This window comes from Paenibacillus sp. FSL F4-0087 (assembly GCF_038020215.1).
In the GTDB taxonomy this organism is placed as follows: Bacteria; Bacillota; Bacilli; order Paenibacillales; family Paenibacillaceae; genus Paenibacillus; species Paenibacillus taichungensis.
Genome location: NZ_JBBODJ010000001.1, coordinates 4783794 through 4805641 on the forward strand (window position 1 = coordinate 4783794; position 21848 = coordinate 4805641).

Annotated in this window: 21 protein-coding genes and 1 other annotated feature; all 21 genes read left to right on the plus strand. The window is 47.9% G+C overall.

Annotation, left to right across the window (positions count from 1 at the left end; all coding sequences use genetic code 11):
- Positions 1-88: 88 nt before the first annotated feature.
- The 21 genes from MHB84_RS21950 to MHB84_RS22050 all read left to right on the plus strand — a co-directional run bounded on the left by MHB84_RS21950 (position 89) and on the right by MHB84_RS22050 (position 21071).
- Positions 89-1576 carry a UDP-N-acetylmuramoyl-L-alanyl-D-glutamate--2,6-diaminopimelate ligase gene (locus MHB84_RS21950; RefSeq protein WP_076288126.1) on the plus strand — a complete coding sequence of 496 codons (1488 nt, stop codon included), beginning with the start codon at positions 89-91 and terminating at the stop codon, positions 1574-1576.
- Positions 1576-2988 carry a UDP-N-acetylmuramoyl-tripeptide--D-alanyl-D-alanine ligase gene (locus tag MHB84_RS21955; protein WP_076288298.1) on the plus strand — a complete coding sequence of 471 codons (1413 nt, stop codon included), beginning with the start codon at positions 1576-1578 and terminating at the stop codon, positions 2986-2988. The genes MHB84_RS21950 and MHB84_RS21955 overlap by 1 nt, the downstream gene beginning before the upstream one ends.
- Positions 2989-3000: 12 nt before the next feature.
- Positions 3001-3969, plus strand: a complete 969-nt coding sequence (mraY, locus tag MHB84_RS21960; RefSeq protein WP_063566988.1) for a phospho-N-acetylmuramoyl-pentapeptide-transferase — start codon at positions 3001-3003, stop codon at positions 3967-3969.
- Between the two features lie 3 nt (positions 3970-3972).
- Positions 3973-5394: a UDP-N-acetylmuramoyl-L-alanine--D-glutamate ligase gene (gene murD / locus MHB84_RS21965; protein ID WP_076288127.1), complete on the plus strand. Its 1422-nt coding sequence runs from the start codon at positions 3973-3975 to the stop codon at positions 5392-5394.
- Between the two features lie 48 nt (positions 5395-5442).
- A complete protein-coding gene (gene spoVE / locus MHB84_RS21970) occupies positions 5443-6540 on the plus strand; it encodes a stage V sporulation protein E (RefSeq protein ID WP_076288128.1) in 1098 nt (365 codons plus the stop codon).
- Positions 6541-6547: 7 nt separating this feature from the next.
- Entirely contained in the window at positions 6548-7657 is a 1110-nt protein-coding gene (murG, locus tag MHB84_RS21975) for an undecaprenyldiphospho-muramoylpentapeptide beta-N-acetylglucosaminyltransferase (protein ID WP_076288129.1), read from the plus strand.
- 148 nt (positions 7658-7805) lie between these two features.
- Positions 7806-8711 (plus strand): UDP-N-acetylmuramate dehydrogenase, encoded by a 906-nt coding sequence (gene murB / locus MHB84_RS21980; protein WP_076288130.1) that lies wholly within the window; start codon positions 7806-7808, stop codon positions 8709-8711.
- Between the two features lie 17 nt (positions 8712-8728).
- The gene (murA, locus tag MHB84_RS21985) at positions 8729-10012 is read left to right on the plus strand and encodes a UDP-N-acetylglucosamine 1-carboxyvinyltransferase (protein WP_053781219.1); all 1284 of its coding nucleotides are present in this window, start codon (positions 8729-8731) and stop codon (positions 10010-10012) included.
- 58 nt (positions 10013-10070) lie between these two features.
- Positions 10071-10838, plus strand: coding sequence for a cell division protein FtsQ/DivIB (locus MHB84_RS21990; RefSeq protein ID WP_076288131.1), 768 nt, complete (start codon positions 10071-10073; stop codon positions 10836-10838).
- Positions 10839-11131: 293 nt separating this feature from the next.
- Complete coding sequence (ftsA, locus tag MHB84_RS21995) at positions 11132-12418, plus strand: cell division protein FtsA (protein ID WP_076288132.1); 1287 nt, start codon at positions 11132-11134, stop codon at positions 12416-12418.
- A 150-nt stretch (positions 12419-12568) separates the two neighbouring features.
- A complete protein-coding gene (ftsZ, locus tag MHB84_RS22000) occupies positions 12569-13681 on the plus strand; it encodes a cell division protein FtsZ (RefSeq protein WP_063566980.1) in 1113 nt (370 codons plus the stop codon).
- 255 nt (positions 13682-13936) lie between these two features.
- A complete protein-coding gene (spoIIGA, locus tag MHB84_RS22005; protein ID WP_063567038.1) occupies positions 13937-14917 on the plus strand; it encodes a sigma-E processing peptidase SpoIIGA in 981 nt (326 codons plus the stop codon).
- Positions 14918-14928: 11 nt separating this feature from the next.
- Complete coding sequence (gene sigE, locus MHB84_RS22010) at positions 14929-15651, plus strand: RNA polymerase sporulation sigma factor SigE (RefSeq protein WP_017687308.1); 723 nt, start codon at positions 14929-14931, stop codon at positions 15649-15651.
- A 111-nt stretch (positions 15652-15762) separates the two neighbouring features.
- Positions 15763-16545: an RNA polymerase sporulation sigma factor SigG gene (gene sigG, locus MHB84_RS22015; RefSeq protein WP_024628410.1), complete on the plus strand. Its 783-nt coding sequence runs from the start codon at positions 15763-15765 to the stop codon at positions 16543-16545.
- 234 nt (positions 16546-16779) lie between these two features.
- On the plus strand, positions 16780-17133 hold the full coding sequence (locus MHB84_RS22020) for a YlmC/YmxH family sporulation protein (RefSeq protein ID WP_076288299.1): 354 nt from the start codon (positions 16780-16782) through the stop codon (positions 17131-17133).
- 51 nt (positions 17134-17184) lie between these two features.
- The gene (gene pgeF, locus MHB84_RS22025; RefSeq protein ID WP_076288133.1) at positions 17185-18078 is read left to right on the plus strand and encodes a peptidoglycan editing factor PgeF; all 894 of its coding nucleotides are present in this window, start codon (positions 17185-17187) and stop codon (positions 18076-18078) included.
- Between the two features lie 6 nt (positions 18079-18084).
- Entirely contained in the window at positions 18085-18786 is a 702-nt protein-coding gene (locus MHB84_RS22030; RefSeq protein WP_076288134.1) for a YggS family pyridoxal phosphate-dependent enzyme, read from the plus strand.
- Entirely contained in the window at positions 18777-19244 is a 468-nt protein-coding gene (locus MHB84_RS22035; protein WP_063566976.1) for a cell division protein SepF, read from the plus strand. Before MHB84_RS22030 ends, MHB84_RS22035 begins: the two co-directional genes overlap by 10 nt.
- A gap of 7 nt (positions 19245-19251) precedes the next feature.
- On the plus strand, positions 19252-19521 hold the full coding sequence (locus tag MHB84_RS22040) for a YggT family protein (protein ID WP_205524745.1): 270 nt from the start codon (positions 19252-19254) through the stop codon (positions 19519-19521).
- A 16-nt stretch (positions 19522-19537) separates the two neighbouring features.
- A complete protein-coding gene (locus MHB84_RS22045) occupies positions 19538-20320 on the plus strand; it encodes a YlmH family RNA-binding protein (RefSeq protein ID WP_076288135.1) in 783 nt (260 codons plus the stop codon).
- Between the two features lie 241 nt (positions 20321-20561).
- Complete coding sequence (locus tag MHB84_RS22050; protein ID WP_063566974.1) at positions 20562-21071, plus strand: DivIVA domain-containing protein; 510 nt, start codon at positions 20562-20564, stop codon at positions 21069-21071.
- Positions 21072-21129: 58 nt separating this feature from the next.
- Positions 21130-21421, plus strand: a binding site (T-box leader).
- Positions 21422-21848: the final 427 nt, after the last annotated feature.

Genomic DNA, 21848 nt, shown 5'->3' on the forward strand with positions numbered 1-21848 from the left:
GTTTCATTAATTGGCTGTGTTGACGATATTAATGATTACAGAGAACTGTTGAAATTGAAGTAAACTTGGAAAAAGTGAGGTTATTCATGTGCTTTTAAAACAACTTTCATCATTGCTGACAACCGCCCGTGTCATAGGCGAACCAAATACAGAATGTCAAAACCTACAGACAGATTCTCGCCAGGTACAACCGGGAGATCTGTTTATCTGTCTTCCAGGGCATACAGTTGATGGACATGACTATGCTGAGAAGGCTGTAAACGCTGGAGCTGTTGCTCTGGTTGTGGAACGAGAGCTGGATCTGCCTGTTCCGCAGTTGCTGGTAAAAGACAGCCGTTTCGCTATGGCTGTACTGGCGGATTCCTTTTTTGACTCGCCAAGCCTCAAGATGAATATGATTGGTGTAACGGGAACTAACGGAAAAACAACGACTACCTATTTAATTGAAAAAATCATGAGTGACTTTGGTCAAAAAACAGGATTAATCGGGACCATTCAAATGCGGTATGACGGGCGCACGTACCCGATGTCAGGCACTACACCGGAAGCACTTGATCTGCAGCGCAGTCTGAATGATATGGTTCAAGCTGGCACGGACTGTTGTGTTATGGAAGTTTCCTCCCACGCTTTGGAGCAAGGTCGGGTGAAGGGGACGGAATTCCGCACGGCTGTATTTACCAATCTGACGCAGGATCATCTGGATTACCATCATTCCATGGAGGAATATCGCGGAGCCAAAGGACTATTCTTTTCACGGTTGGGTAACGGATATACCGCAGATGCTTCCAAGCGCAAATTTGCAGTGATCAATGCAGATGATCCAGCTGCTGCCTATTTTATATCTGTAACTGCAGCTGAAGTCATTACATACGGCATGGAGGAAAATGCGGATGTTCGCGCATCCCAGATTTCAATTACCTCGCAGGGGACTTCTTTCCATGTAGATACATTCAGAGGCAGCACCGATATTCGTTTACGCATGGTAGGCAAATTTAATGTGTACAACGCAATGGCTGCCATCGCTGCTGCTCTGGTTGAAGATATTCCGCTGGAGGAGATCAAACGTAGTTTGGAGACGGTGCCGGGCGTAGATGGACGTGTTGAGGCTGTTGACGAAGGACAGTCGTTTGCAGTCATTGTTGACTATGCTCATACGCCAGATGGCCTGGAGAACGTATTGCGGACGGTGAAAGAATTTGCTGAAGGCCGTGTGATCTGTGTATTTGGATGTGGTGGTGACCGAGATCGTACGAAGCGGCCTCTAATGGGTAAAATTGCAGCGAAGTATAGCGATATCGTATTTGTCACTTCCGATAATCCGCGGACAGAAGATCCCGATCTGATTCTCAAGGATATTGAACAAGGCTTGATTGAAGATGCCATTCAACCTGACCGTTATACGATGATTGTGGATCGGCGCCAGGCGATTCATGAGGCTATTGAAATGGCAAGCCCTGCCGATGTAGTATTGATTGCGGGCAAGGGCCATGAGACCTATCAAATTATCGGCACAACCAAGACGGACTTTGACGATCGGATCATAGCGAAAGAAGCGATAAGGGGCAAATCCAATTGATAAAAAGAACAATGGCACAATTGGCCGAGATGTGTGGAGGAACACTAACTGACGTTGCTACTTATGGTGATGTTGGTGTTGAAGGTGTATTTACAGATTCGCGTAAGCCGGTTCAAAGCAGTCTCTTTATCCCTCTTGTTGGCGAAAGGTTTGACGGACACGAATTTGTGCAAACCTGTGTAGAGAAAGGCGCTGCCGGGGCTTTATGGCAAAAGGATCACGGAGTTGCACCTCAAGGTGCTGTGATTATTGTGGAGGATACTCTGGTTGCATTACAGGAGCTTGCGTCTTCCTATCTAAGAGAAAACAAGGCCTCCGTTGTAGGCATTACAGGCAGCAATGGAAAAACAACAACAAAGGACATTGTGGATGCCATTCTCTCTACAACGTTCAAAGTGCATAAGACCCAAGGTAACTTCAATAACCATATTGGTTTGCCACTTACCGTACTTAGCATGGAACCGGACACTGAGATCGTAATTCTGGAGATGGGCATGAGCGGCCGGGGGGAGATTGAAGAATTATCTTTAATTGCCCAGCCGGATGTCGCAATCATCACGAATATTGGAGAATCCCATCTACTTCAACTGGGATCTCGATTGGAGATTGCTCGGGCAAAAGTTGAAATTGCTGCTGGAATGAAACCAGGTGGATTGTTGATATATAACGGCGACGAACCGTTGATTGAGCAGGTTCTGGCAGAGCCAGCGACTAAGCTGCCTGAAGGACTTCAGCGGTATACATTTGGCTTGCAGACGGATAACGATGATTATCCTACTGGAATTATGAATGTACAGAGTGGGGTCGCTTTTACCACCAAGCAGTCTGGAGAGAGTGCTCTTACACTGCCATTATTGGGAACACATAATGTGGTCAACTGTATTGCTGCATTAGCGGTTGCCCGTCATTTTGGAGTGGCTGCTGAACAGATTGTAGCAGGACTGTCACGTCTGAAATTAACCGGCATGCGCATCGAGATTATTAACGGCGTCAGTGGTTTGACCATGCTTAATGATGCTTACAACGCTAGTCCAACCTCCATGAAAGCCGCTGTGGATGTGCTGGAGGGCCTCAAGGGGTATCGGATCAAAGTCGCCGTGCTCGGTGATATGCTAGAACTGGGGCCTCAGGAGCATGAGCTCCATCGGGGAATCGGTGAATACATTACACCCGACAAAATGAATATGGTGCTGGCTTACGGCCCTTTATCTGCGAGTATCGCAGAAGGAGCAAGACAAAATATGCCAGCAGAAGCCGTACACACTTTTGAGAGCAAGGAAGAATTGACCCGATATCTACTGGAGAATCTCCAATCCAGAGATGTTGTCTTGTTTAAGGCCTCCCGGGGCATGAAACTGGAGGATGTGGTCGAAGCGCTAAAAATAGCTCCATTACAGAATAGAGTAGACTAGAGGGGTGAACCCATGGATTTTCAGGTATTACTGTTAACAATCGGTGTTTCATTTATTTTGGCGGTGATTGCTGCACCGCTCTTGATTCCATTGCTGCGTCGAATGAAGTTCGGACAGCAGGTGCGGGAAGATGGGCCACAGAGCCATCTGAAAAAAAGCGGAACACCTACAATGGGCGGAGTAGTTATTTTACTCGCGTTCACATTGGCCTTTTTGAAATTTTCAGCGGTCAAAAATACAGACTTTTACGTCCTGCTGGTGGCTACACTCGGCTTCGGTCTGATCGGTTTCCTGGATGACTACATCAAGATTGTATTCAAACGTTCACTAGGGCTGACGGCTAGACAAAAGATGATTGGTCAGTTGTTTTTCAGTGCAGTGATGTGCTACTTACTGATCCAGAATGGACACAGTACAGCCATATCGATTCCGGGTACATCAGTCTCCTTCGACTGGACGGGATGGTTCTACTATCCGTTTGTGGTATTCATGATGCTTGCCATCACGAATGCAGTTAACTTTACCGATGGTCTGGACGGCTTGCTGTCTGGCGTGAGCGCCATCGCATTTGGGGCATTTGCCATTGTGGCGATGCAGGCAACATCGATGCCAGCAGCAGTATGTGCGGCGGCGATGATTGGTGCGGTACTTGGATTCCTGGTATATAACGCACACCCGGCCAAAGTGTTTATGGGAGATACAGGCTCCCTCGGAATTGGTGGTGCGATTGGTGCCGTCGCCATTGTGACGAAGACAGAACTTCTTTTTGTCATCATTGGCGGTATTTTCGTCATCGAAATCCTGTCCGTTATCATTCAAGTAGTATCTTTCAAAACTCGTGGCAAACGCGTATTCAAAATGAGCCCGATTCATCATCACTTTGAACTGAGTGGCTGGTCGGAATGGCGAGTTGTCATTACTTTTTGGGCGGTAGGCGCCATTTTGGCCGCTCTCGGACTTTATCTCAACAAGGGGTTGTAAACAATGAATCATCCTGAATCATATCGTGGACAACAAGTGGTCGTGCTTGGACTGGCCAAGAGCGGCGTGCAGGTCGCTAAAGTACTGGACCGTGCCGGCGCAATCGTTACAGTTAATGATAAAAAAGAGAGAGAACAGTGTCCCGAAGCATCCGAATTGGAGGCTTTGGGAATTTCTGTTGTATGCGGTGGACATCCAGACGACCTGATTCATAGTGATGTGAAGCTTGTAGTCAAAAATCCGGGCATTCCTTATCAGGCGCCTCCTGTGCAACAGGCACTTGCCTTAGGCATAGAAGTGGTGACTGAGGTGGAGGTAGCTTACCATCTATGCGCTGCGCCTATGATCGGGATCACGGGCTCTAACGGGAAAACAACCACAACAACGTGGGTAGGCAACATGTTGGAGCTTGCCGGTTTGAAACCAATCGTTGCCGGTAATATTGGAACGCCATTGTGTGAGGCGGCAGAGCAGGCTTCTGCGGATAACTGGATGGTGGTGGAGCTTAGCAGTTTCCAACTGAAAGGCACATCCGATTTCCGTCCGCGTATTGCCAGTTTGCTAAACGTGGCGGAGACTCATTTGGATTATCATGGGGACATGGATGATTATGTAGCTTCCAAAGCCAAATTGTTCTCCAACCAACAACCGGAGGATGTGGCTATCCTGAACTGGGATGATCCGGTATGCCGCGGACTAGTTCCATATATCAAAGCAAGACTGCTCCCATTCTCGCTGACAGAGAAGCTCGAAACAGGGGTATATGCTGATCCTCCTTACGTGGATGGGGAAGAGGATGATGTGAAGCGCCAGGTAATCTATGCAGACGGTCAGGGCAACCATCATGTCATTATTGATGTGGAAGACATCGGAATACCAGGACGATTTAATGTGGGAAATGCCTTGGCAGCAGTAGCTATTGCTGTATCCGCTGGAGCCGATCCATCTGTGCTTGCTGCGCCTCTGGCTGACTTCAAGGGGGTTGAACACCGTCTTGAATATGTACTTGAACATAATGGAGCGGGCTATTACAACAATTCCAAAGCGACCAACTCCAAAGCAACCGTAATGGCGCTGAACTCCTTCAAGGAACCGGTCGTGCTTATTGCCGGAGGACTAGATCGTGGTTCAGACATGATGGAATTGCTGCCATTATTCCAGGAGCGGGTGAAAGCTGTGGTTGCTATTGGAGAGACACGTGAGAAAATTGCCAAGGTCGCGGAACTGGCGGGATTAAAGCAAATTAAGGTCGTCGATAATGAGGAGGACGCTGCCCAAACGTTAACCGCTGCCGTGCAGGAAGCTTCACAGTTTGCAGCTCCAGGTGATGTGGTCTTGTTATCACCGGCATGTGCAAGCTGGGACATGTTTCCTTCCTATGAAGAGCGGGGACGCATTTTTAAAGAGGCGGCGCATAACTTGTAAGTAGGGGGGTGGAAAAGCCCCTACTTCCATGCAAGGGGTGGCCTCCTGATGAAACAGACGCGACCGGCGCCGGATTTCTGGCTCCTAATTTGTATTCTGGCATTGCTTTCCATCGGCATTATTATGGTATACAGTGCGGGCTCGGTGCTTGCTTTTCATGACTATGGTGATTCATTTTACTTTGTCAAAAGACAGCTGCTGTTCGCCGGACTTGGACTTGCTGCCATGTTTGTTACGGCAAATGTGGACTACCGGGTCTGGAGAAAGTATGCAAAGCCTATACTGATTGCCTGTTTTATAATGCTGATTGCGGTGCTGATTCCTGGCATCGGAGTTGTTCGCGGAGGAGCACGAAGCTGGTTGGGCATTGGCTCATTCGGCATACAACCTTCGGAATTCATGAAACTGGGTATGATCCTGTTTCTGGCTCATTGGTTAAGTAAGGAACCCGGCAAAATCAAAACGTTTACGACGGGGCTTCTGCCGCCGCTCGGTTTGATTGGTTTGGCCTTTGGTATTATTATGCTTCAGCCCGATTTGGGGACAGGCACAGTAATGCTGGGTGCATCAATGCTCATTATTTTCACAGCAGGAGCACGGATGAAGCATCTCTTGCTTCTTGCCCTAGGCGGTGTAGCGGGATTTGCCGCGTTGATTGCGGCAGCTCCTTACAGATTGCAGCGAATAACGGCTTTTTTGGATCCGTGGTCTGATCCACTTGGCGCCGGATATCAGATTATTCAATCTTTATATGCGATCGGCCCGGGAGGACTTGCCGGCTTGGGGCTAGGTATGAGTCGGCAAAAATACAGCTATGTACCCGAGCCACAGACGGATTTTATTTTTTCCATTTTGGCAGAAGAGCTTGGCTTCATTGGTGGAATGATTGTATTATTGCTGTTCCTGGTCCTGGTATGGAGAGGGATGCGTGTAGCCATGACGGTACCAGATGCTTTTGGCAGCCTTCTGGGCGTAGGTATTGTGGGTATGGTGGCTGTTCAGGTCATTATCAACATTGGCGTTGTGATTGGGCTTATGCCAGTTACGGGGATTACACTCCCACTCATCAGTTATGGTGGTTCCTCTCTGACCTTGATGTTGACAGCGTTAGGCATATTATTGAACTTATCCCGTTATGTGAGGTGAATGTACGATGCGAGTCGTTCTGAGCGGCGGCGGTACCGGTGGGCATATCTATCCGGCCGTTGCTATAGCAAGGCAATGTGAGGCGGAGAATCCCGACTCGACATTTTTATATATCGGTGGTACCCGTGGACTGGAAAGCAAACTTGTGCCACAAGAGAATATTCCGTTTCAATCGATTGATATCACAGGTTTTCGCCGGAAATTGTCCTTTGACAACGTGAAGACTGTGATGAGATTTTTGCAAGGTGTACGTAAAGCCAAGAAAATGCTCAAGGAATTCAAACCTGATGTTGTCATCGGTACGGGGGGCTATGTGTGTGGGCCTGTCGTATATGCAGCAGCCAAACTAGGTATTCCAAGTGTTATTCATGAGCAGAATGCCATTCCTGGGTTAACTAACAAGTTCCTTACTCGATATGTGGACACGGTAGCTGTTAGTTTTGAGGGTTCGGAGAAAGCATTCTCTGGAGCCAAAAAGGTTGTGTATACCGGTAATCCAAGGGCTACAACGGTAGCTCAAGCCAGCCGTGATCGTGGATTTGCGACATTGGGTGTACCCATGGACAGCCGAGTTGTTCTTGTGGTTGGTGGTAGCCGTGGTGCGAAAGCAATTAATAAAGCCATGGTGGATATGGCACCGATGCTGGCCAAGCTTGAAGATGTGCATGTGGTCTACGTGACTGGTGACTCATATTTTGATGAAACGCGTGAAGCGATCCGCAGTTCCCTTGGAACGATGCCAAATCATCTGCATGTGTTGCCATACGTACACAACATGCCTGAGGTTCTTGCATGCACGTCGCTGATCGTAAATCGTGCAGGGGCATCGTTCCTTGCCGAGATTACATCTCTAGGTATTCCATCCATTCTGATTCCGTCACCTAACGTGACAAATAATCATCAGGAGGCGAATGCTCGTACGCTTGAGGGTGGCGGTGCATCACTTACGATGCTGGAGAAGGATCTGACAGGCCAGGCGCTATATAAAGCGATTGCTGGAATTATGAATGACGAAGCGGCGCGCAAAAGGATGGCGGAAGCCTCCCGGCAGCTGGGGAAACCTGATGCAGCCGAAGTGCTTGTGAGCGAGATTCGGCGTCTTGCTGCAGGGCGTTAATGTGCGTTTTGGGCGATTGTCACACACACGGCGGGACTGACATAAGATACCCTATAAATCGTGACAATCGTTCCATGGCGCCGCAACACGGCTTGCAGCAACGAAAACTGCCGTGCTCATCGGTTTTGAAGTAAAGGAGGATATTAATATGCAGCAGTGGATATCGTTACTATCCCAGAACAATGTCGGCAAAGTTCTTGAAAACGAGCCGCTAGCCAAATACACCACATGGAAGATCGGCGGTCCTGCAGATGCGCTGGTCATACCGGAAAACAAGGAGCAGATGGTCAATCTCATCCAATTGCTGCACAAACATCAGATCCCATGGATGCAGCTTGGACGGGGTTCAAACATGCTGGTGTCTGACAAGGGAATACGCGGAGTTGTCGTGAAACCGGGAGAAGGTTTTGATTATGCCGAATTTCACGAGGGCGGGGTAACTGCTGGAGCGGCACATTCCTTTGTTAAACTCAGTGTTGTTGCTGCAAAGAAAGAGTGGACCGGTTTGGAATTTGGCAGCGGAATCCCCGGAACAGTCGGCGGAGCCGTATATATGAATGCTGGTGCCCATGGATCGGATGTGTCACGGATATTTCAATCCGCTGAGATTGTACTGGAGACAGGGGAATTGGTACGTTACAGCAAGGAGGACATGGAATTTGCCTATCGCCACTCTGTTCTGCATGACCGGAGAGGCATCGTGCTGGAGGCTACATTTGAACTACAGCAGGGAGAACGCAAAGTCATTTCGGAATCGATGGCGGCCTATAAAGACCGTAGACGCCGTACACAGCCACTGCAGATGGCGTGTGCTGGCAGCGTGTTCCGGAATCCCCCTGGTGATCATGCCGCCCGCCTGATTGAAGCAGCGGGGTTAAAGGGTATGACTCGGGGAGGCGCACAGGTATCCACCATGCATGCCAATTTCATTGTCAATACAGGCCAAGCAACAGCAGAGGACGTTATCACCCTAATGCAGCAGATTCAGAACACTATATCATCTCAAAACGGTATTAACCTGGTACCGGAAGTCTTCGTAGTGGGTGAACGGTAAACCCCGGAGGTGATACATTGGACAAATTGGTGATTGAAGGCGGGAAACCCCTCTCAGGATCCATACGCATCCATGGAGCAAAAAATGCCGCTTTACCGATCATGGCCGCAAGTTTGTTGGCAGACGGAGAAGTTACGCTGCACAACGTTCCACACTTGCTGGACATCGAAGTGATGCTGTATATCCTGGAACGACTTGGATGCACGTGTCGGCATGAACAGGGAACAGTGACGATAGATACATCGTCCATCCGGTCATATGATGTGCCTGAGGATCTCATGAAGCAGATGCGTTCTTCCATTTTTTTGATGGGACCATTGCTAGCTAAGTTTGGGCAAGTATCCGTGTACCAGCCAGGTGGCTGTGCCATTGGGGAACGCAAAATTGATCTTCACCTTCGGGGCCTTGAGGCCCTCGGAGCTTCGATTGAAGAACTGGATCAGCAGATCATATGCCGTGGGCGCAAGCTGGTGGGAACAGACATTCATCTGGATTTCCCCAGTGTAGGAGCCACAGAAAATATTATGATGGCTGCCGTTACAGCTGAGGGTACAACAACGATATTTAATGCAGCCAGAGAACCAGAGATACAGGATCTGCAACATTTTCTGAATGCGATGGGTGCACGAATTATCGGTGCTGGAACGGATACGATCACCATTAATGGTGTGGAGAAACTCAAGCCTTGCTCTTATGAAATTATACCTGATCGGATCGTTGCAGGAACGGTGATGATTGCAGCCGCAGCAACGAGAGGGAATGTAACGCTTACACACTGCAATCCGGCCCATCTTACTTCCCTTATACATGTGTTGAAGCGTACTGGTGTTCAAATCACAGTCTGCAATGATATAATGACGGTGAGCTGTATGAGCCGTCCCAAATCAGTAGACCGCATTGTGACTTCTCCGTACCCTTCATTTCCAACAGACCTGCAGTCGCAAATTATGGTGCTGCTCAGTCTGGCCGACGGTTTCAGTGTGATGAAGGAAACGGTATTCGAGGGTCGGTTCAAACATGTGGATGAGCTGAATGTCATGGGAGCCGATATCTCGGTAGACCTGAATGCAGCATTTATCCGTGGCGTTCCCCGGTTGTACGGGGCTACAGTGGAAGCAACCGATCTGCGTGCAGGTGCAGCACTAGTTATTGCTGGCCTTGCTGCCCAGGGAAAAACGGTTGTGGAGCAAGTGCATCATATTGATAGAGGGTACGATCGTATCGAGAAGCTCTTTCAGAGTCTTGGAGCTTCGGTTGAGCGACAGTCCCCCGTTTCGAAGCAGCTGGATTTTGCCAATTAACGTCCTTTGAGTCCCCTTCTTAAGGGAAGGGGGCCGGAGGCTTTGTGGAGCGCGACCTATGCCTAAAAGTCAAATTCCGGTTCTGAAGAAGAATCGGCCCAAACGAAACACAAGCCGTAAAATTGTTTTTATTCTCTTACTTCTTTTTATTGTATTACTTGCTGTACTTTTTTTTCGTTCTTCGATGAGTCGGATTTCGGCAATTGAGATTACGGGTAATGTATACACAACGACTTCAGAACTGCTGGAGAAAAGTGGGCTGAAGGAGGGCGAACAGTTTTTTGGGACAACCTCTACTGATGTGATTGAGCGACTGAAAACGATCAAGGCTATATCAACCGTAACTGTGGATAAACAATTTCCAGGGACTATTCTTATCAAGGTGCAGGAATATCCAACGGTTGCGTATGAACTTGGTTCTGACGGTACGCTAAAAGCCATACTGGCAAGCGGGACAAGCTTAACGGTCCCTGCCACCATTGGTGTTGCGGTTGAGAAACCGATTTTGACCCAGTGGAAGGCGGATGATCCGCTCAAGGCCAAGCTGAGTGAAGAGTTGGCCAAGATCCCGAATGAACTAACGACGGATATTTCAGAGATTATTCCGAATCCTACACCTTCTTTCCCGGATCAGATTCGGATGTATACCAAGTCACAGTTTGAAGTGATTACAACCGTTTCTCTATTGTCCGATAAGGTAGAGTATCTCAACCAGGTCATTGAGACGGAACGTCCAGGGAAAATCACGATGCTGGAGGCCGATACGTACGTGCCTTTCATTCCGGATAACCCGGAAGAAGATGCTGAACCAGGAGCAACTCCCTGATTTCCGCCTTTATTCGGTTGATCAGTATTTAAAACCAGGCGGGATCGGGGTTTAGCCCCTTTTATCCAGTGAAAGTTGTTCTTTCTGAGACGAAGAAAAAATGATACACTTGAACTTATGGCACTTGAGTTGCCTCCTTCTTTTTTCTTCAAGGTTTTATGTCTCGCAACCAGATCTTGGCACCCAAAAAAATTGTAGAAAAAAGAGGGAAAGCCTAAAGTGTGTTGAATATATTTTAAGAGTGTTTAAACCCGAACGTATTTTACTATTTGGAGTCAGGAGGTGCCACAGACTTGAGCAACAATGACATCATTGTTAGTTTGGACATCGGTACATCCAAAATTCGCGCTATTATTGGGGAAATGAATAATGGAACCTTTAATATTATTGGAGTTGGATCTGCCGACTCGGAGGGAATTCGCAAAGGTGTAATCGTAGATATCGATCAGACGGTGCAATCGATCCGCAATGCAGTGGATCATGCAGAACGTATGGTAGGTATTCAAATATCCGAAGTGTATGTTGGAATCTCGGGAAATCATATCGGACTGATGAGCAGTCACGGTGTCGTGGCAGTGTCTAACGAGGATCGTGAAATCGGAGAAGAAGACATGGAGCGGGTGTTGAAAGCAGCCGAAGTGATTGCGGTTCCACCGGAACGGGAAATTATTGATGTTGTCGCCAAGCAGTATGTTGTAGATGGCTTGGAGGGCATACAGGACCCCCGTGGTATGATTGGTGTTCGTCTGGAAGTAGAGGCGACCATCATTACGGGTGCAAAAACCGCGATACATAATCTTTTGCGCTGCGTGGAAAAAGCGGGTTTGAAAGTAAGTGATTTGGTACTCATGTCACTTGGAGCAGGTCAGCTGGCATTGTCCAAGGATGAAAAAACGATGGGTTCCGTGCTTGTGGATATCGGAGCAGGGGCTACAACCATCGCCATCTTCGAAGAAGACAGTCTGGTTGCCACTTCAACGCTGCCTATTGGCGGGGAGTTTGTAACGAATGACATTGCCTATGGTCTGCGCACATTAACAGATCAAGCCGAAAAGGTAAAACTAAAATATGGCTGCGCATGGCTGGATGATGCTGCTGCGGATGTCATGTTCAAAGTAACACGGATCGGCAGCAACGTAGACAAGGAATTCTCTCAAGAGGATCTGGCGGCTATTATTGAACCGAGGGTTCAAGAAATATTCCAAATGATTTCTCAAGAAGTGAAGCGTCTTGGTTACAATGATCTTCCTGGAGGTTATATACTAACGGGAGGTACGGTCTCTATGCCGGGTGTTCTGCAGGTAGCTCAGCATGAGCTTGCTGCTTCGGTACGAGTTGCGGTGCCGGATTATATCGGTGTGCGTGACCCTGGCTTTACTAGCGGAGTCGGCATTTTGCACAGTGTAATCCGCAGTTTGCGTATTCGTCCCTCGAGCAACAACGGCGGTGGAAATAACAACAACAACAATAATAACAACAAAAAACCGACCAACCGTCCTAAGCCGAATACGGCCCAGGAATCGGAGCAGAAACCAGGTCTGTTCGAACGGCTGAAAAATATGTTCAGCGAATTTATATAAAAGGTTGAATCCATTTCATACAATTCTTGAAGCCGTCTGAATGCGCTGGTTCTAAAATAAACGCTTTCGTTCGTCGATATATGAAATTGATTCGGTTCAATCAAAAATTGGACGGGCCATCCATGCACATTGAGGGGGAGATGGAATAATATGTTGGAATTTGATTTCGAGATGGAGAGCTTGGCTCAAATTAAAGTCATCGGTGTAGGCGGCGGCGGAAGCAATGCAGTCAACCGAATGATCGAAAACGGTGTACAAGGTGTAGAATTTATTACGGTAAATACGGACGCTCAGGCGTTGCACCTCGCGAAATCCGAGCATAAATTGCAAATCGGTGATAAATTAACCCGTGGTCTTGGCGCTGGTGCCAACCCGGATGTAGGTAAAAAAGCAGCGGAAGAATCCCGTGATTTGATCATGAACACCTTGAAAGGTGCAGACATGGTATTTGTTACAGCGGGTATGGGCGGCGGTACGGGTACAGGTGCGGCTCCGGTTATTGCCGAAATCGCCAAAGAGTGCGGCGCACTTACCGTGGGTGTAGTTACTCGCCCGTTCACATTTGAAGGACGTAAACGTTCAAGCCATGCAGAGCAAGGTATTGAAGCTCTCAAGGAAAAAGTGGACACGCTGATCGTCATTCCAAATGACCGTTTGCTTGAGATTGTAGACAAAAAGACACCAATGCTTGAAGCGTTCCGTCAAGCAGATAATGTATTGCGTCAAGCCGTACAAGGTATCTCTGACTTGATCGCTGTACCGGGTCTGATCAACCTTGACTTTGCAGACGTTAAAACGATCATGCACGAGCGCGGATCTGCGCTGATGGGTATCGGTGAATCGACTGGCGAGAACCGTGCTGCAGAAGCGGCACGTAAAGCCATCATGAGTCCTTTGCTTGAAACATCCATCGAAGGTGCACGCGGGGTTATCATGAACATTACGGGTGGAATTAACCTGTCCCTGTATGAAGTCAATGAAGCAGCTGAGATTGTTACGTCAGCTTCTGATCCGGAAGTGAACATGATCTTTGGTGCCATCATTGATGAGGATCTGAAGGAGGAAATCAAAGTCACAGTTATTGCGACTGGCTTTGAAGATAAACCTGCTTCCCCACCACCAGGACGTAAACCCGCTCCAGCAAGTGAGCCTGCGGATAACCGTTCCCCGAACTTGCGTCCGTTCGGAAATCAGCCGAGCAATGATCAGCTGGATATTCCGACATTTTTGCGCAATCGTTCACGTAATAATAACAACGATTAATACGATAATAGATTTCATTGAAGACCCGGTGCTCCTGATGGAGCAACCGGGTCTTTTTTGTTTTTTTTATTATCCTATCACATCGTATTGAACAAATTCTGAACAACTGCTCTGAGTAATTCCGACAAAAAAAGTTGGAACGATCCCCCCATGATTAGACAGACTTTGAAAAGTGAGCTCCTTATACTTGTGAATATGCTCATGAATATCGGGATAACGTTATTTCGATATGTTGCGCGCAGGCAGGTGAAGAATGTGGTTGTATATGTGGATCTTATTTTTTTGACGAACCTGTGTATTGACGGTGCGCTCATCGGACTGACGGCCTGGATGCGCAAAACGAAGCTGGTCTGGTGGCGATGGTTGCTGTCCGCGATCGTGGGTGCGCTGTACGTTGTCATGATGTTTGTGCCGGAGTTTGATTTTATGTTCACCTTTTTGATCAAGTTTGGATTGTCTCTGGTGATGCTGAGTATTGCATTTGGGTTTAAGGGTCTTCAGGCATTTATGAGGACCTTGGGTACCTTCTATGTAATCAATTTTGTCGCCGCAGGGGGAATTCTGGGTGTGCACTACATGCTGCAAAGCTCTGGGGAATTGTTCAACGGCATTTGGTTTACAGCATCAGGTGGAATGTCTTTTGATTTGAAAATTGCCTTCTGGTTCACGTTTGTCGTCTTTTTTGCCGTGCTTTTTCTATTCAAAGCCGTGCAGAGCTCCAAACGAAAAACAGACCGAATGACAACGTACTTGGGTAAAGTGGAGGTTTTTATTGATGATGTGACTATTTCTTGTACAGGCCTTCTGGATACAGGAAATCAACTTACAGACCCCCTTTCACGTATGCCCGTCATGGTAATGGAGGTATCGCTATGGCAAGACATGCTGCCTGCTGCTTGGAAGGGCAGGTTGAAGGATGAGGCGCCGGACAACCTTATCATGGAGCTCGATCAGGAGGACTTCCACTGGCAGGATCGTTTAAGGCTTGTACCCTATCGAGGTATTAACAAAGGAACTGCGTTTATGCTGGCGATGAAGCCAGACCGGGTGAAGGTAACGATGGATGAGATGTGTTATGAGACGACAAAGGTATTAATAGGGTTGGACGGGGGCGTATTGTCATCCGATGGAAAATACCAGGCCGTGATTCACCCTGAGCTTGTGCAAGACGCTGCTTCTGCGCAGTCTACGGCTATCTCTGCGGGAGCAACAGAAAAGCCGCTGAATGTGGTATAGGAGGAACGTACATGCTTGTAAAATGGAAACTGGTGGCGCAGCTGCAGTACTATCGTTTATTATTTCTGCTTGGTTTGAAAAGTGAAGAGATTTATTATATCGGAGGCAGTGAGGCACTACCGCCCCCGTTAACACGTGAAGAAGAAGAATTTCTGTTGCAAAAGTTGTCTTCTGGAGATTCCGCGATCCGTGCCATGCTGATTGAACGGAACCTGCGACTGGTAGTCTACATCGCACGCAAATTCGAAAATACAGGTATCAATATCGAGGATCTGGTCTCCATCGGTGCAATCGGTTTGATTAAAGCCGTTAATACGTTTGACCCGGAAAAGAAAATTAAGCTGGCAACCTATGCTTCCCGCTGTATCGAAAATGAAATTTTGATGTACCTGAGACGTAACAGTAAAATTCGTACAGAAGTTTCTTTTGATGAACCACTCAATATTGATTGGGATGGAAATGAACTATTATTATCCGATGTACTCGGTACTGAGAACGATACAATCTATCGGAATATCGAAGAACAGGTAGACCGGAAGCTTTTGCATAAAGCATTGGAAAAATTAACCGAGCGGGAGCGAATGATTATGGAGCTTCGCTTTGGCTTGACGGATGGGGAAGAAAAGACACAAAAAGATGTCGCCGATCTGCTTGGAATCTCCCAATCCTATATCTCTCGTCTCGAAAAAAGAATCATTAAAAGACTCCGCAAGGAGTTCAACAAGATGGTATGAACAGGAGCATTTTTCATAATGGGTATTAATGGCAAGGATGCCAAGTGCGAATAAAAAAGCCTGCCCCGGAGATAATGTACATTAATGTTTCTCCTTGGGAGGTAAATCACGATGACCCGAAACAAAGTCGAGATTTGTGGCGTGGACACCGCAAAATTGCCTGTCCTCACCAACACAGAAATGCGGGAATTGTTTCATTCCCTTCAGCAACACCATGATCGCTCAGCAAGAGAGAAATTAGTGAATGGCAACCTGCGTCTCGTACTCAGTGTCATTCAGCGCTTTAACAATCGGGGAGAGTTTGTCGATGATCTGTTCCAGGTTGGATGTATTGGCCTGATGAAAGCCATTGATAATTTTGATTTATCCCAGAATGTCAAATTTTCAACCTACGCGGTGCCGATGATTATCGGTGAAATCCGTCGATACCTGCGCGATAATAACCCAATTCGGGTATCTCGCTCATTGCGGGACATTGCTTATAAAGCACTTCAGGTGCGTGACAGCCTGACGAATAAAAATTCCCGTGAACCGACGATATTCGAAATTTCTGAGGTACTAAATGTGCCGAAGGAAGATGTGGTTTTTGCATTGGATGCCATCCAGGACCCGGTTTCGCTCTTCGAACCGATCTATCATGATGGTGGAGATCCGATCTATGTGATGGATCAGATCAGTGATGACAAAAACAAGGATGTGTCCTGGATTGAGGAAATTGCGCTGCGTGAAGCGATGCATCGTCTCGGTCAAAGGGAGAAAATGATTCTGTCGATGCGGTTTTTCGAAGGAAAAACCCAGATGGAAGTGGCTGATGAAATTGGTATTTCCCAGGCGCAGGTATCCCGTCTGGAGAAATCAGCGATACAACAAATGCAGAAACATGTGAAGTCGTAACACGGGGTTAGCGAAGAGGCGATCAAAGGGAGGAATATTCCTTTGATCGTCTTTTTGCTTTTTGGATTTCGACATCAGAGAATCTGGAATTGTTCCATTGCCTTTCCTTCGAAAAAGAGGACATTTTTCGCGTATGAAACATATATTGTATAGAAGTGGAGAACGGGCAGAAGCGGATTAATCAGGGGGCGGGACCAAATGAAAGTGAACACAGATGAAGCGGTGGGTAGCGGGATGAAAATTTCGGATTTTCAAACCAAAGATGTTATTAACATTACGGATGGAAAACGTCTGGGTCAGATTAGTGATTTGGAATTGGATCTGAAGCAGGGCCGAATTGAAGCGATTGTTGTGCCAGGTTACAGTCGTTTTATGGGGCTGTTTGGCGGGGGGACGGATCTGGTTATCCCTTGGAGAAACATTGTGAAGATCGGTTCGGATGTGATTTTGGTTAAAATGGATGAAATGAAGGAAACTAACTATGATGAGCGCGACCGTGAAGCCCGCTTGTATGACGAACAGAACGGCCGGATGGACCGGGTGGAACGTATTGAACGTTTGAATCGTAACCAGCGCCGAACGATATAACCGAGACAGAACGGGGTTCATTTGGTACACTGGAAGTTGTGAGGTGAGAAGATGGAACCGTTTATTTTGGATAAGGAAATACGGTCGGGAAGCCAGAACTCAAATTGGGGTCCTGACCCGTTGTTATTATATGTGGAGCCGTGGAAATTGCAGTTTAAGCATATGAAAGCCGGTTTTACGACAAGGCAGGGTGGTGTCGGAAGCACACCTTACGCCAGTCTCAACTGCGCCTATCATGTGGGTGATAATCCGGCTGACGTGCTGAATAATCGCAAACTTGTGGCTGAAAAGCTGGGTTTCCCTTTGGAATCTTGGACTTGTGGAGAACAAGTACACGGTAAACATGTGGCTGTAATCACGGCTGAAGAGCGGGGCAAAGGTTTGCTGGATCGACAGTCTGCATTACAGGATACGGATGGGTTGGTCACTAATGTGCCTGGTGTGCTGCTGACTTCCTTTTATGCAGATTGTGTACCCCTTTATTTCTATGACCCCGTACATCAAGCGGTGGGGCTTGCTCATGCCGGATGGAAAGGTACAGTTGCTGGTATAGCTGAGTCGATGGTCGAAAAGATGGAGCAAGAATATGGAACTCGCAGACAGGATATCCATGCTGCAATAGGTCCCTCCATTGGGGATTGCTGTTATGAAGTGGATGAAGCGGTTATGCAGCATGTACGGGTTTGGCTGGACCACTCCTCGGGTAATGATGAATACAAGAACTCTGCATCCAATCAAGTATATCGACCTGCCGCAAATGGCAAAACGATGTTAAACTTGAAAGAATGCAATCGACACATTATGATGAAAGCAGGAATATTGCCGGATCATATCGAATGTACAACTTGGTGTACAAGCTGCAATCCCGAGCTATTTTTCTCGTATCGTAAAGAAAATGGCATTACCGGGAGAATGGCGAGCTGGATTGGGCTGGAAGAGAGGTGACCCTCTGTGTCATTGGAGGAGCGTATACAACTAGTAAATCAGAAGATCGAAGCCGCGTGTCAGCGCAGTGGCCGTCAACGTGAAGATGTGAATGTGATTGCTGTCACGAAATACGTCTCACTTGAAACAACGGGAGCTGTGCTGGAACACGGTCTTGAGCATATTGGCGAAAACCGCTGGCAGGATGCACAAGCGAAATGGGAAGCATTCGGTCAGCAGGGAACCTGGCATTTTATCGGTCATTTACAGACGAATAAGGTGAAGGACGTCATCGGTAAATTCCGTTACATACATTCACTGGATCGTTTGTCCCTGGCCAAGGAGTTGGATAAAAAGGCGGCGTCTCTTGGCATCCAGGTGGAAACATTATTGCAGGTGAATATTTCGGGTGAAGAAAGTAAGTATGGCTTGCAGCCTGAACAGGCGAGTTCCTTTTTGCGTGAAATCAGTTCGTTCAACAACCTGAAGGTCATCGGCCTGATGACCATGGCACCCCATGAGGAAGATCCAGAGCTTACACGTCCCGTATTCCGCGGACTGCGTGAGCTTAGAGACCATTTGAATGGACAAGCTTTGACAGCGGAGCCATTGACCGAGTTGTCGATGGGCATGTCCAATGATTTTGAAGTGGCGATTGAAGAAGGGGCAACTTGGGTTCGGCTTGGATCGATTCTCGTAGGAAAAGAGGAGGGTTCGCAATGGGCGTAATGAATAAGTTTATGAATTTCCTCGGGCTTCAGGAAGAGGAAGAGATTGTGGAACGTGAGCGTATGGCGGCACAAGAGGAACATGATCCTGATCAGCAGGAAGCTGAAACCTCAAGTCTCGATAAACGTAGAAACCAAAGGGGTAATAATGTGGTGAGCATTCATTCCCAGAAAAATGTTAAAGTCGTCCTTTATGAACCGCGTTCTTATGACGAAGCACAGGAGATTGCTGACCATCTGCGCTCCCATCGTACAGTTGTCGTTAACCTGCAGCGGGTACGTCAGGATCAGGCTTTGCGCGTCATTGATTTCTTGAGTGGCACAGTGTATGCACTGGGCGGCGGTATTTCAAAAATTGGCGGCAACATTTTTCTCTGTACGCCAGATACGGTTGAAATTCAGGGTTCAATTACGGAAATACTGGCTGACAGCGAGCAAGATTATAACAGAATGAGGTGAGCCACTTTTGTATCAGATTGAAAGCGTGTTGTACACGTTATACCAGATTTACTTTTACATGGTCATTGTCTACATATTGATGTCATGGCTTCCCAATGCACGGGAGAGCTTCATCGGTGAATGGCTAGGTAAGTTTGTAGAACCATATTTAAGACCTTTCCGCCGATTTATTCCGCCTTTGTTCGGTGTGTTGGATATTTCACCGATTGTGGCGTTGATCGTTCTTCAACTCGCGCTTAATGGGCTGATCTCCGTCCTCCGATACTTTGTATATTAAGGTAGGGTGAACATAGATGAGCGGTGAGATTTACGAGCATTTTAGTCATGATGAGCGGGATTTTGTGGATAAAGCCTCAGACTGGGTTGAACGGGCAGGTAAGTATCATGACATGAAGCTAACTGACTTTCTTGATCCTAGGCAGGTCTTTATTTTACAAACACTTGTGAACCGTCGAGATGATGTACAGATTCGTCTGGATGGTGGTTATGAAACAGCTGAACGTAAGCGTGCGCTGATTGCACCGGATTATCGGTATCTGGACGATGAGGATATGGGTATGCAGGTGATGAGCATTACGTCTGACGATCAGAAAATCAAAGAGCTGGAGCATGGGGACTATATGGGTGCCCTGCTCGGGCTTGGCATGAAACGTGGCAAGATCGGTGATATTCAAGTGCTGGAGGACGGATGCCATACGGTGGTGGCGTCGGAAACCGGCGCTTTTTTATCGCTTCAACTGAATCAGGTGCACCGGGTACATGTGTTTACGGAGCTGTTGGCACTGGATCAGCTGAAATGGTCCGAGAGCAAACTGGAGACGATGGATATTACTGTCGCTTCACTGCGTTTGGATGGCATCTGTGCAGATGTGTATCGGCTTAGTCGCAGTAAAGTTCTCGTTCCGATCAAGGCTGGCCGCTGTCGTGTGAATTGGAAAGTGGAGGAAGATCCGTCCAAAGCGCTGAAGGCAGGCGATGTGGTATCCATTCAAGGATTTGGTCGATTCAAGGTGATGGAACAGGATGGATTGACCAAAAAGGGACGCTGCCGCGTAAAAATCGGCAAATTTGCCTAAGAGTGTTGCAGGAAAACCCGCTTTCTTGTCGAAATGTTTAAGGTAAAGGTGCAAAAAACATTCGGTGTTTCCGATATACATTAAAGTGCAAAGGTTGATATGACCGCCAAAGGATCAGAGTCTGATCCTGCATTCCGTATTCGTGCCAGGATTGGGCATCACATATACGGCCCCTTGGGTGGAACCCATATGCTGCAAACCTTCTCATTCCGGGAAGGAACTTTTACAGGAGGTGGACAGCATGCCATTAACGCCGCTGGACATACACAACAAGGAATTTTCCCGACGTTTGCGCGGGTATGACGAGGATGAGGTCAATGAATTCCTGGATCAAGTCATCAAAGATTACGAAGGCGTCATTCGCGAAAACAAAGAGCTGAGTAATCAGTTGCTGTCCGTTCAGGAGAAGCTTGATCATTTTGCAACGATTGAAGAGACGCTGAGCAAAACGATCATCATTGCGCAGGAAGCTGCAGATGATGTGAAGAACAATGCGAAAAAAGAAGCACAGTTGATCGTGAAGGAAGCCGAGAAAAATGCGGACCGGATCGTAAACGAATCTTTGTCTAAATCACGCAAAATTGCTTTGGAAGTCGAAGAGCTGAAAAAGCAGGCGTCCATCTATCGTGCCCGTTTCCGTACACTTGTGGAAGCACAGCTTGAATTGTTGACTCAGGATGGTTGGGAAGCGCTGGAGAGCCGGGAGCAGGAAGTCCGTGACCGTGAGCGGGAAATGAAGGAAATTTATTAGTCTATCCGCCTGGTTGACTTTTGCCTGTAAAGAGGCTATAACTATATTCATAATGAATAGTGATTCCATGACGGGTTCAGTACGTTATGATCTCATCCCTCAGAGAGTTGGCGTCTGGTGCAAGCCAATGGATGAGTTATAGCCGAATATCTCCCCGGAGAAGTGACGCTGAAGCGGTGAAGGATTGGCCGTGCGTAAGCGAAACCGTGAGCCGAACGTTACATTGGCACCCTGCTGTAGTTAAGCGGGGCATAAGCGCTGTTGATGACAGAGCATACCCAATTTATATTGGATGTGGTTTGTGATGAACAGAATTAGGGTGGTAACGCGAGCATAACCTCGTCCCTTTCCAGGGATGAGGTTTTTTTGTGTCCAAAAAAAGGCGAACGTACATGAGGCCCGAAGATGCTTCAAGGAGAGAGCCGCTCGCCGGAGGAGCAGAGCGTCCGGCAGCAGGGGTTTCGCTAAGGCGAACGTACAATGAGGCCCGAAGGTGCCTCAAGGAGAGAGCCAGCCGCCGGGGGAGCGAAGCGCCCGGCACCGGGGTTTCGCCAAGGCGAACGCCCATGAGGCCCGAAGGACCTCAAGGAGAGAGCCACCGCCGGGGGAGCGAAGCGCCCGGCACCGGGGTTTCGCCAAGGCGAACGCCCATGAGACCCGAAGGACCTCAAGGAGAGAGCCACTCGCCGGAGGAGCAGAGCGTCGGGCAGCAGGGTTTCGCTAAGGCGAACGCCCATGAGGCCCGAAGGACCTCATGGAGAGAGCCCACCGCCGGAG

Bases quoted from the DNA above. Each gene is read 5' to 3' on its own strand.
- mraY (WP_063566988.1), top strand. From the start codon at position 3,001: ATGGATTTTCAGGTATTACTGTTAACAATCGGTGTTTCATTTATTTTG.
- murD (WP_076288127.1), top strand. From the start codon at position 3,973: ATGAATCATCCTGAATCATATCGTGGACAACAAGTGGTCGTGCTTGGA.
- spoVE (WP_076288128.1), top strand. From the start codon at position 5,443: ATGAAACAGACGCGACCGGCGCCGGATTTCTGGCTCCTAATTTGTATT.
- murG (WP_076288129.1), top strand. From the start codon at position 6,548: ATGCGAGTCGTTCTGAGCGGCGGCGGTACCGGTGGGCATATCTATCCG.
- murB (WP_076288130.1), top strand. From the start codon at position 7,806: ATGCAGCAGTGGATATCGTTACTATCCCAGAACAATGTCGGCAAAGTT.
- MHB84_RS21990 (WP_076288131.1), top strand. From the start codon at position 10,071: ATGCCTAAAAGTCAAATTCCGGTTCTGAAGAAGAATCGGCCCAAACGA.
- ftsZ (WP_063566980.1), top strand. From the start codon at position 12,569: ATGTTGGAATTTGATTTCGAGATGGAGAGCTTGGCTCAAATTAAAGTC.
- sigE (WP_017687308.1), top strand. From the start codon at position 14,929: ATGCTTGTAAAATGGAAACTGGTGGCGCAGCTGCAGTACTATCGTTTA.
- sigG (WP_024628410.1), top strand. From the start codon at position 15,763: ATGACCCGAAACAAAGTCGAGATTTGTGGCGTGGACACCGCAAAATTG.
- MHB84_RS22020 (WP_076288299.1), top strand. From the start codon at position 16,780: ATGAAAATTTCGGATTTTCAAACCAAAGATGTTATTAACATTACGGAT.
- pgeF (WP_076288133.1), top strand. From the start codon at position 17,185: ATGGAACCGTTTATTTTGGATAAGGAAATACGGTCGGGAAGCCAGAAC.
- MHB84_RS22035 (WP_063566976.1), top strand. From the start codon at position 18,777: ATGGGCGTAATGAATAAGTTTATGAATTTCCTCGGGCTTCAGGAAGAG.
- MHB84_RS22045 (WP_076288135.1), top strand. From the start codon at position 19,538: ATGAGCGGTGAGATTTACGAGCATTTTAGTCATGATGAGCGGGATTTT.
- MHB84_RS22050 (WP_063566974.1), top strand. From the start codon at position 20,562: ATGCCATTAACGCCGCTGGACATACACAACAAGGAATTTTCCCGACGT.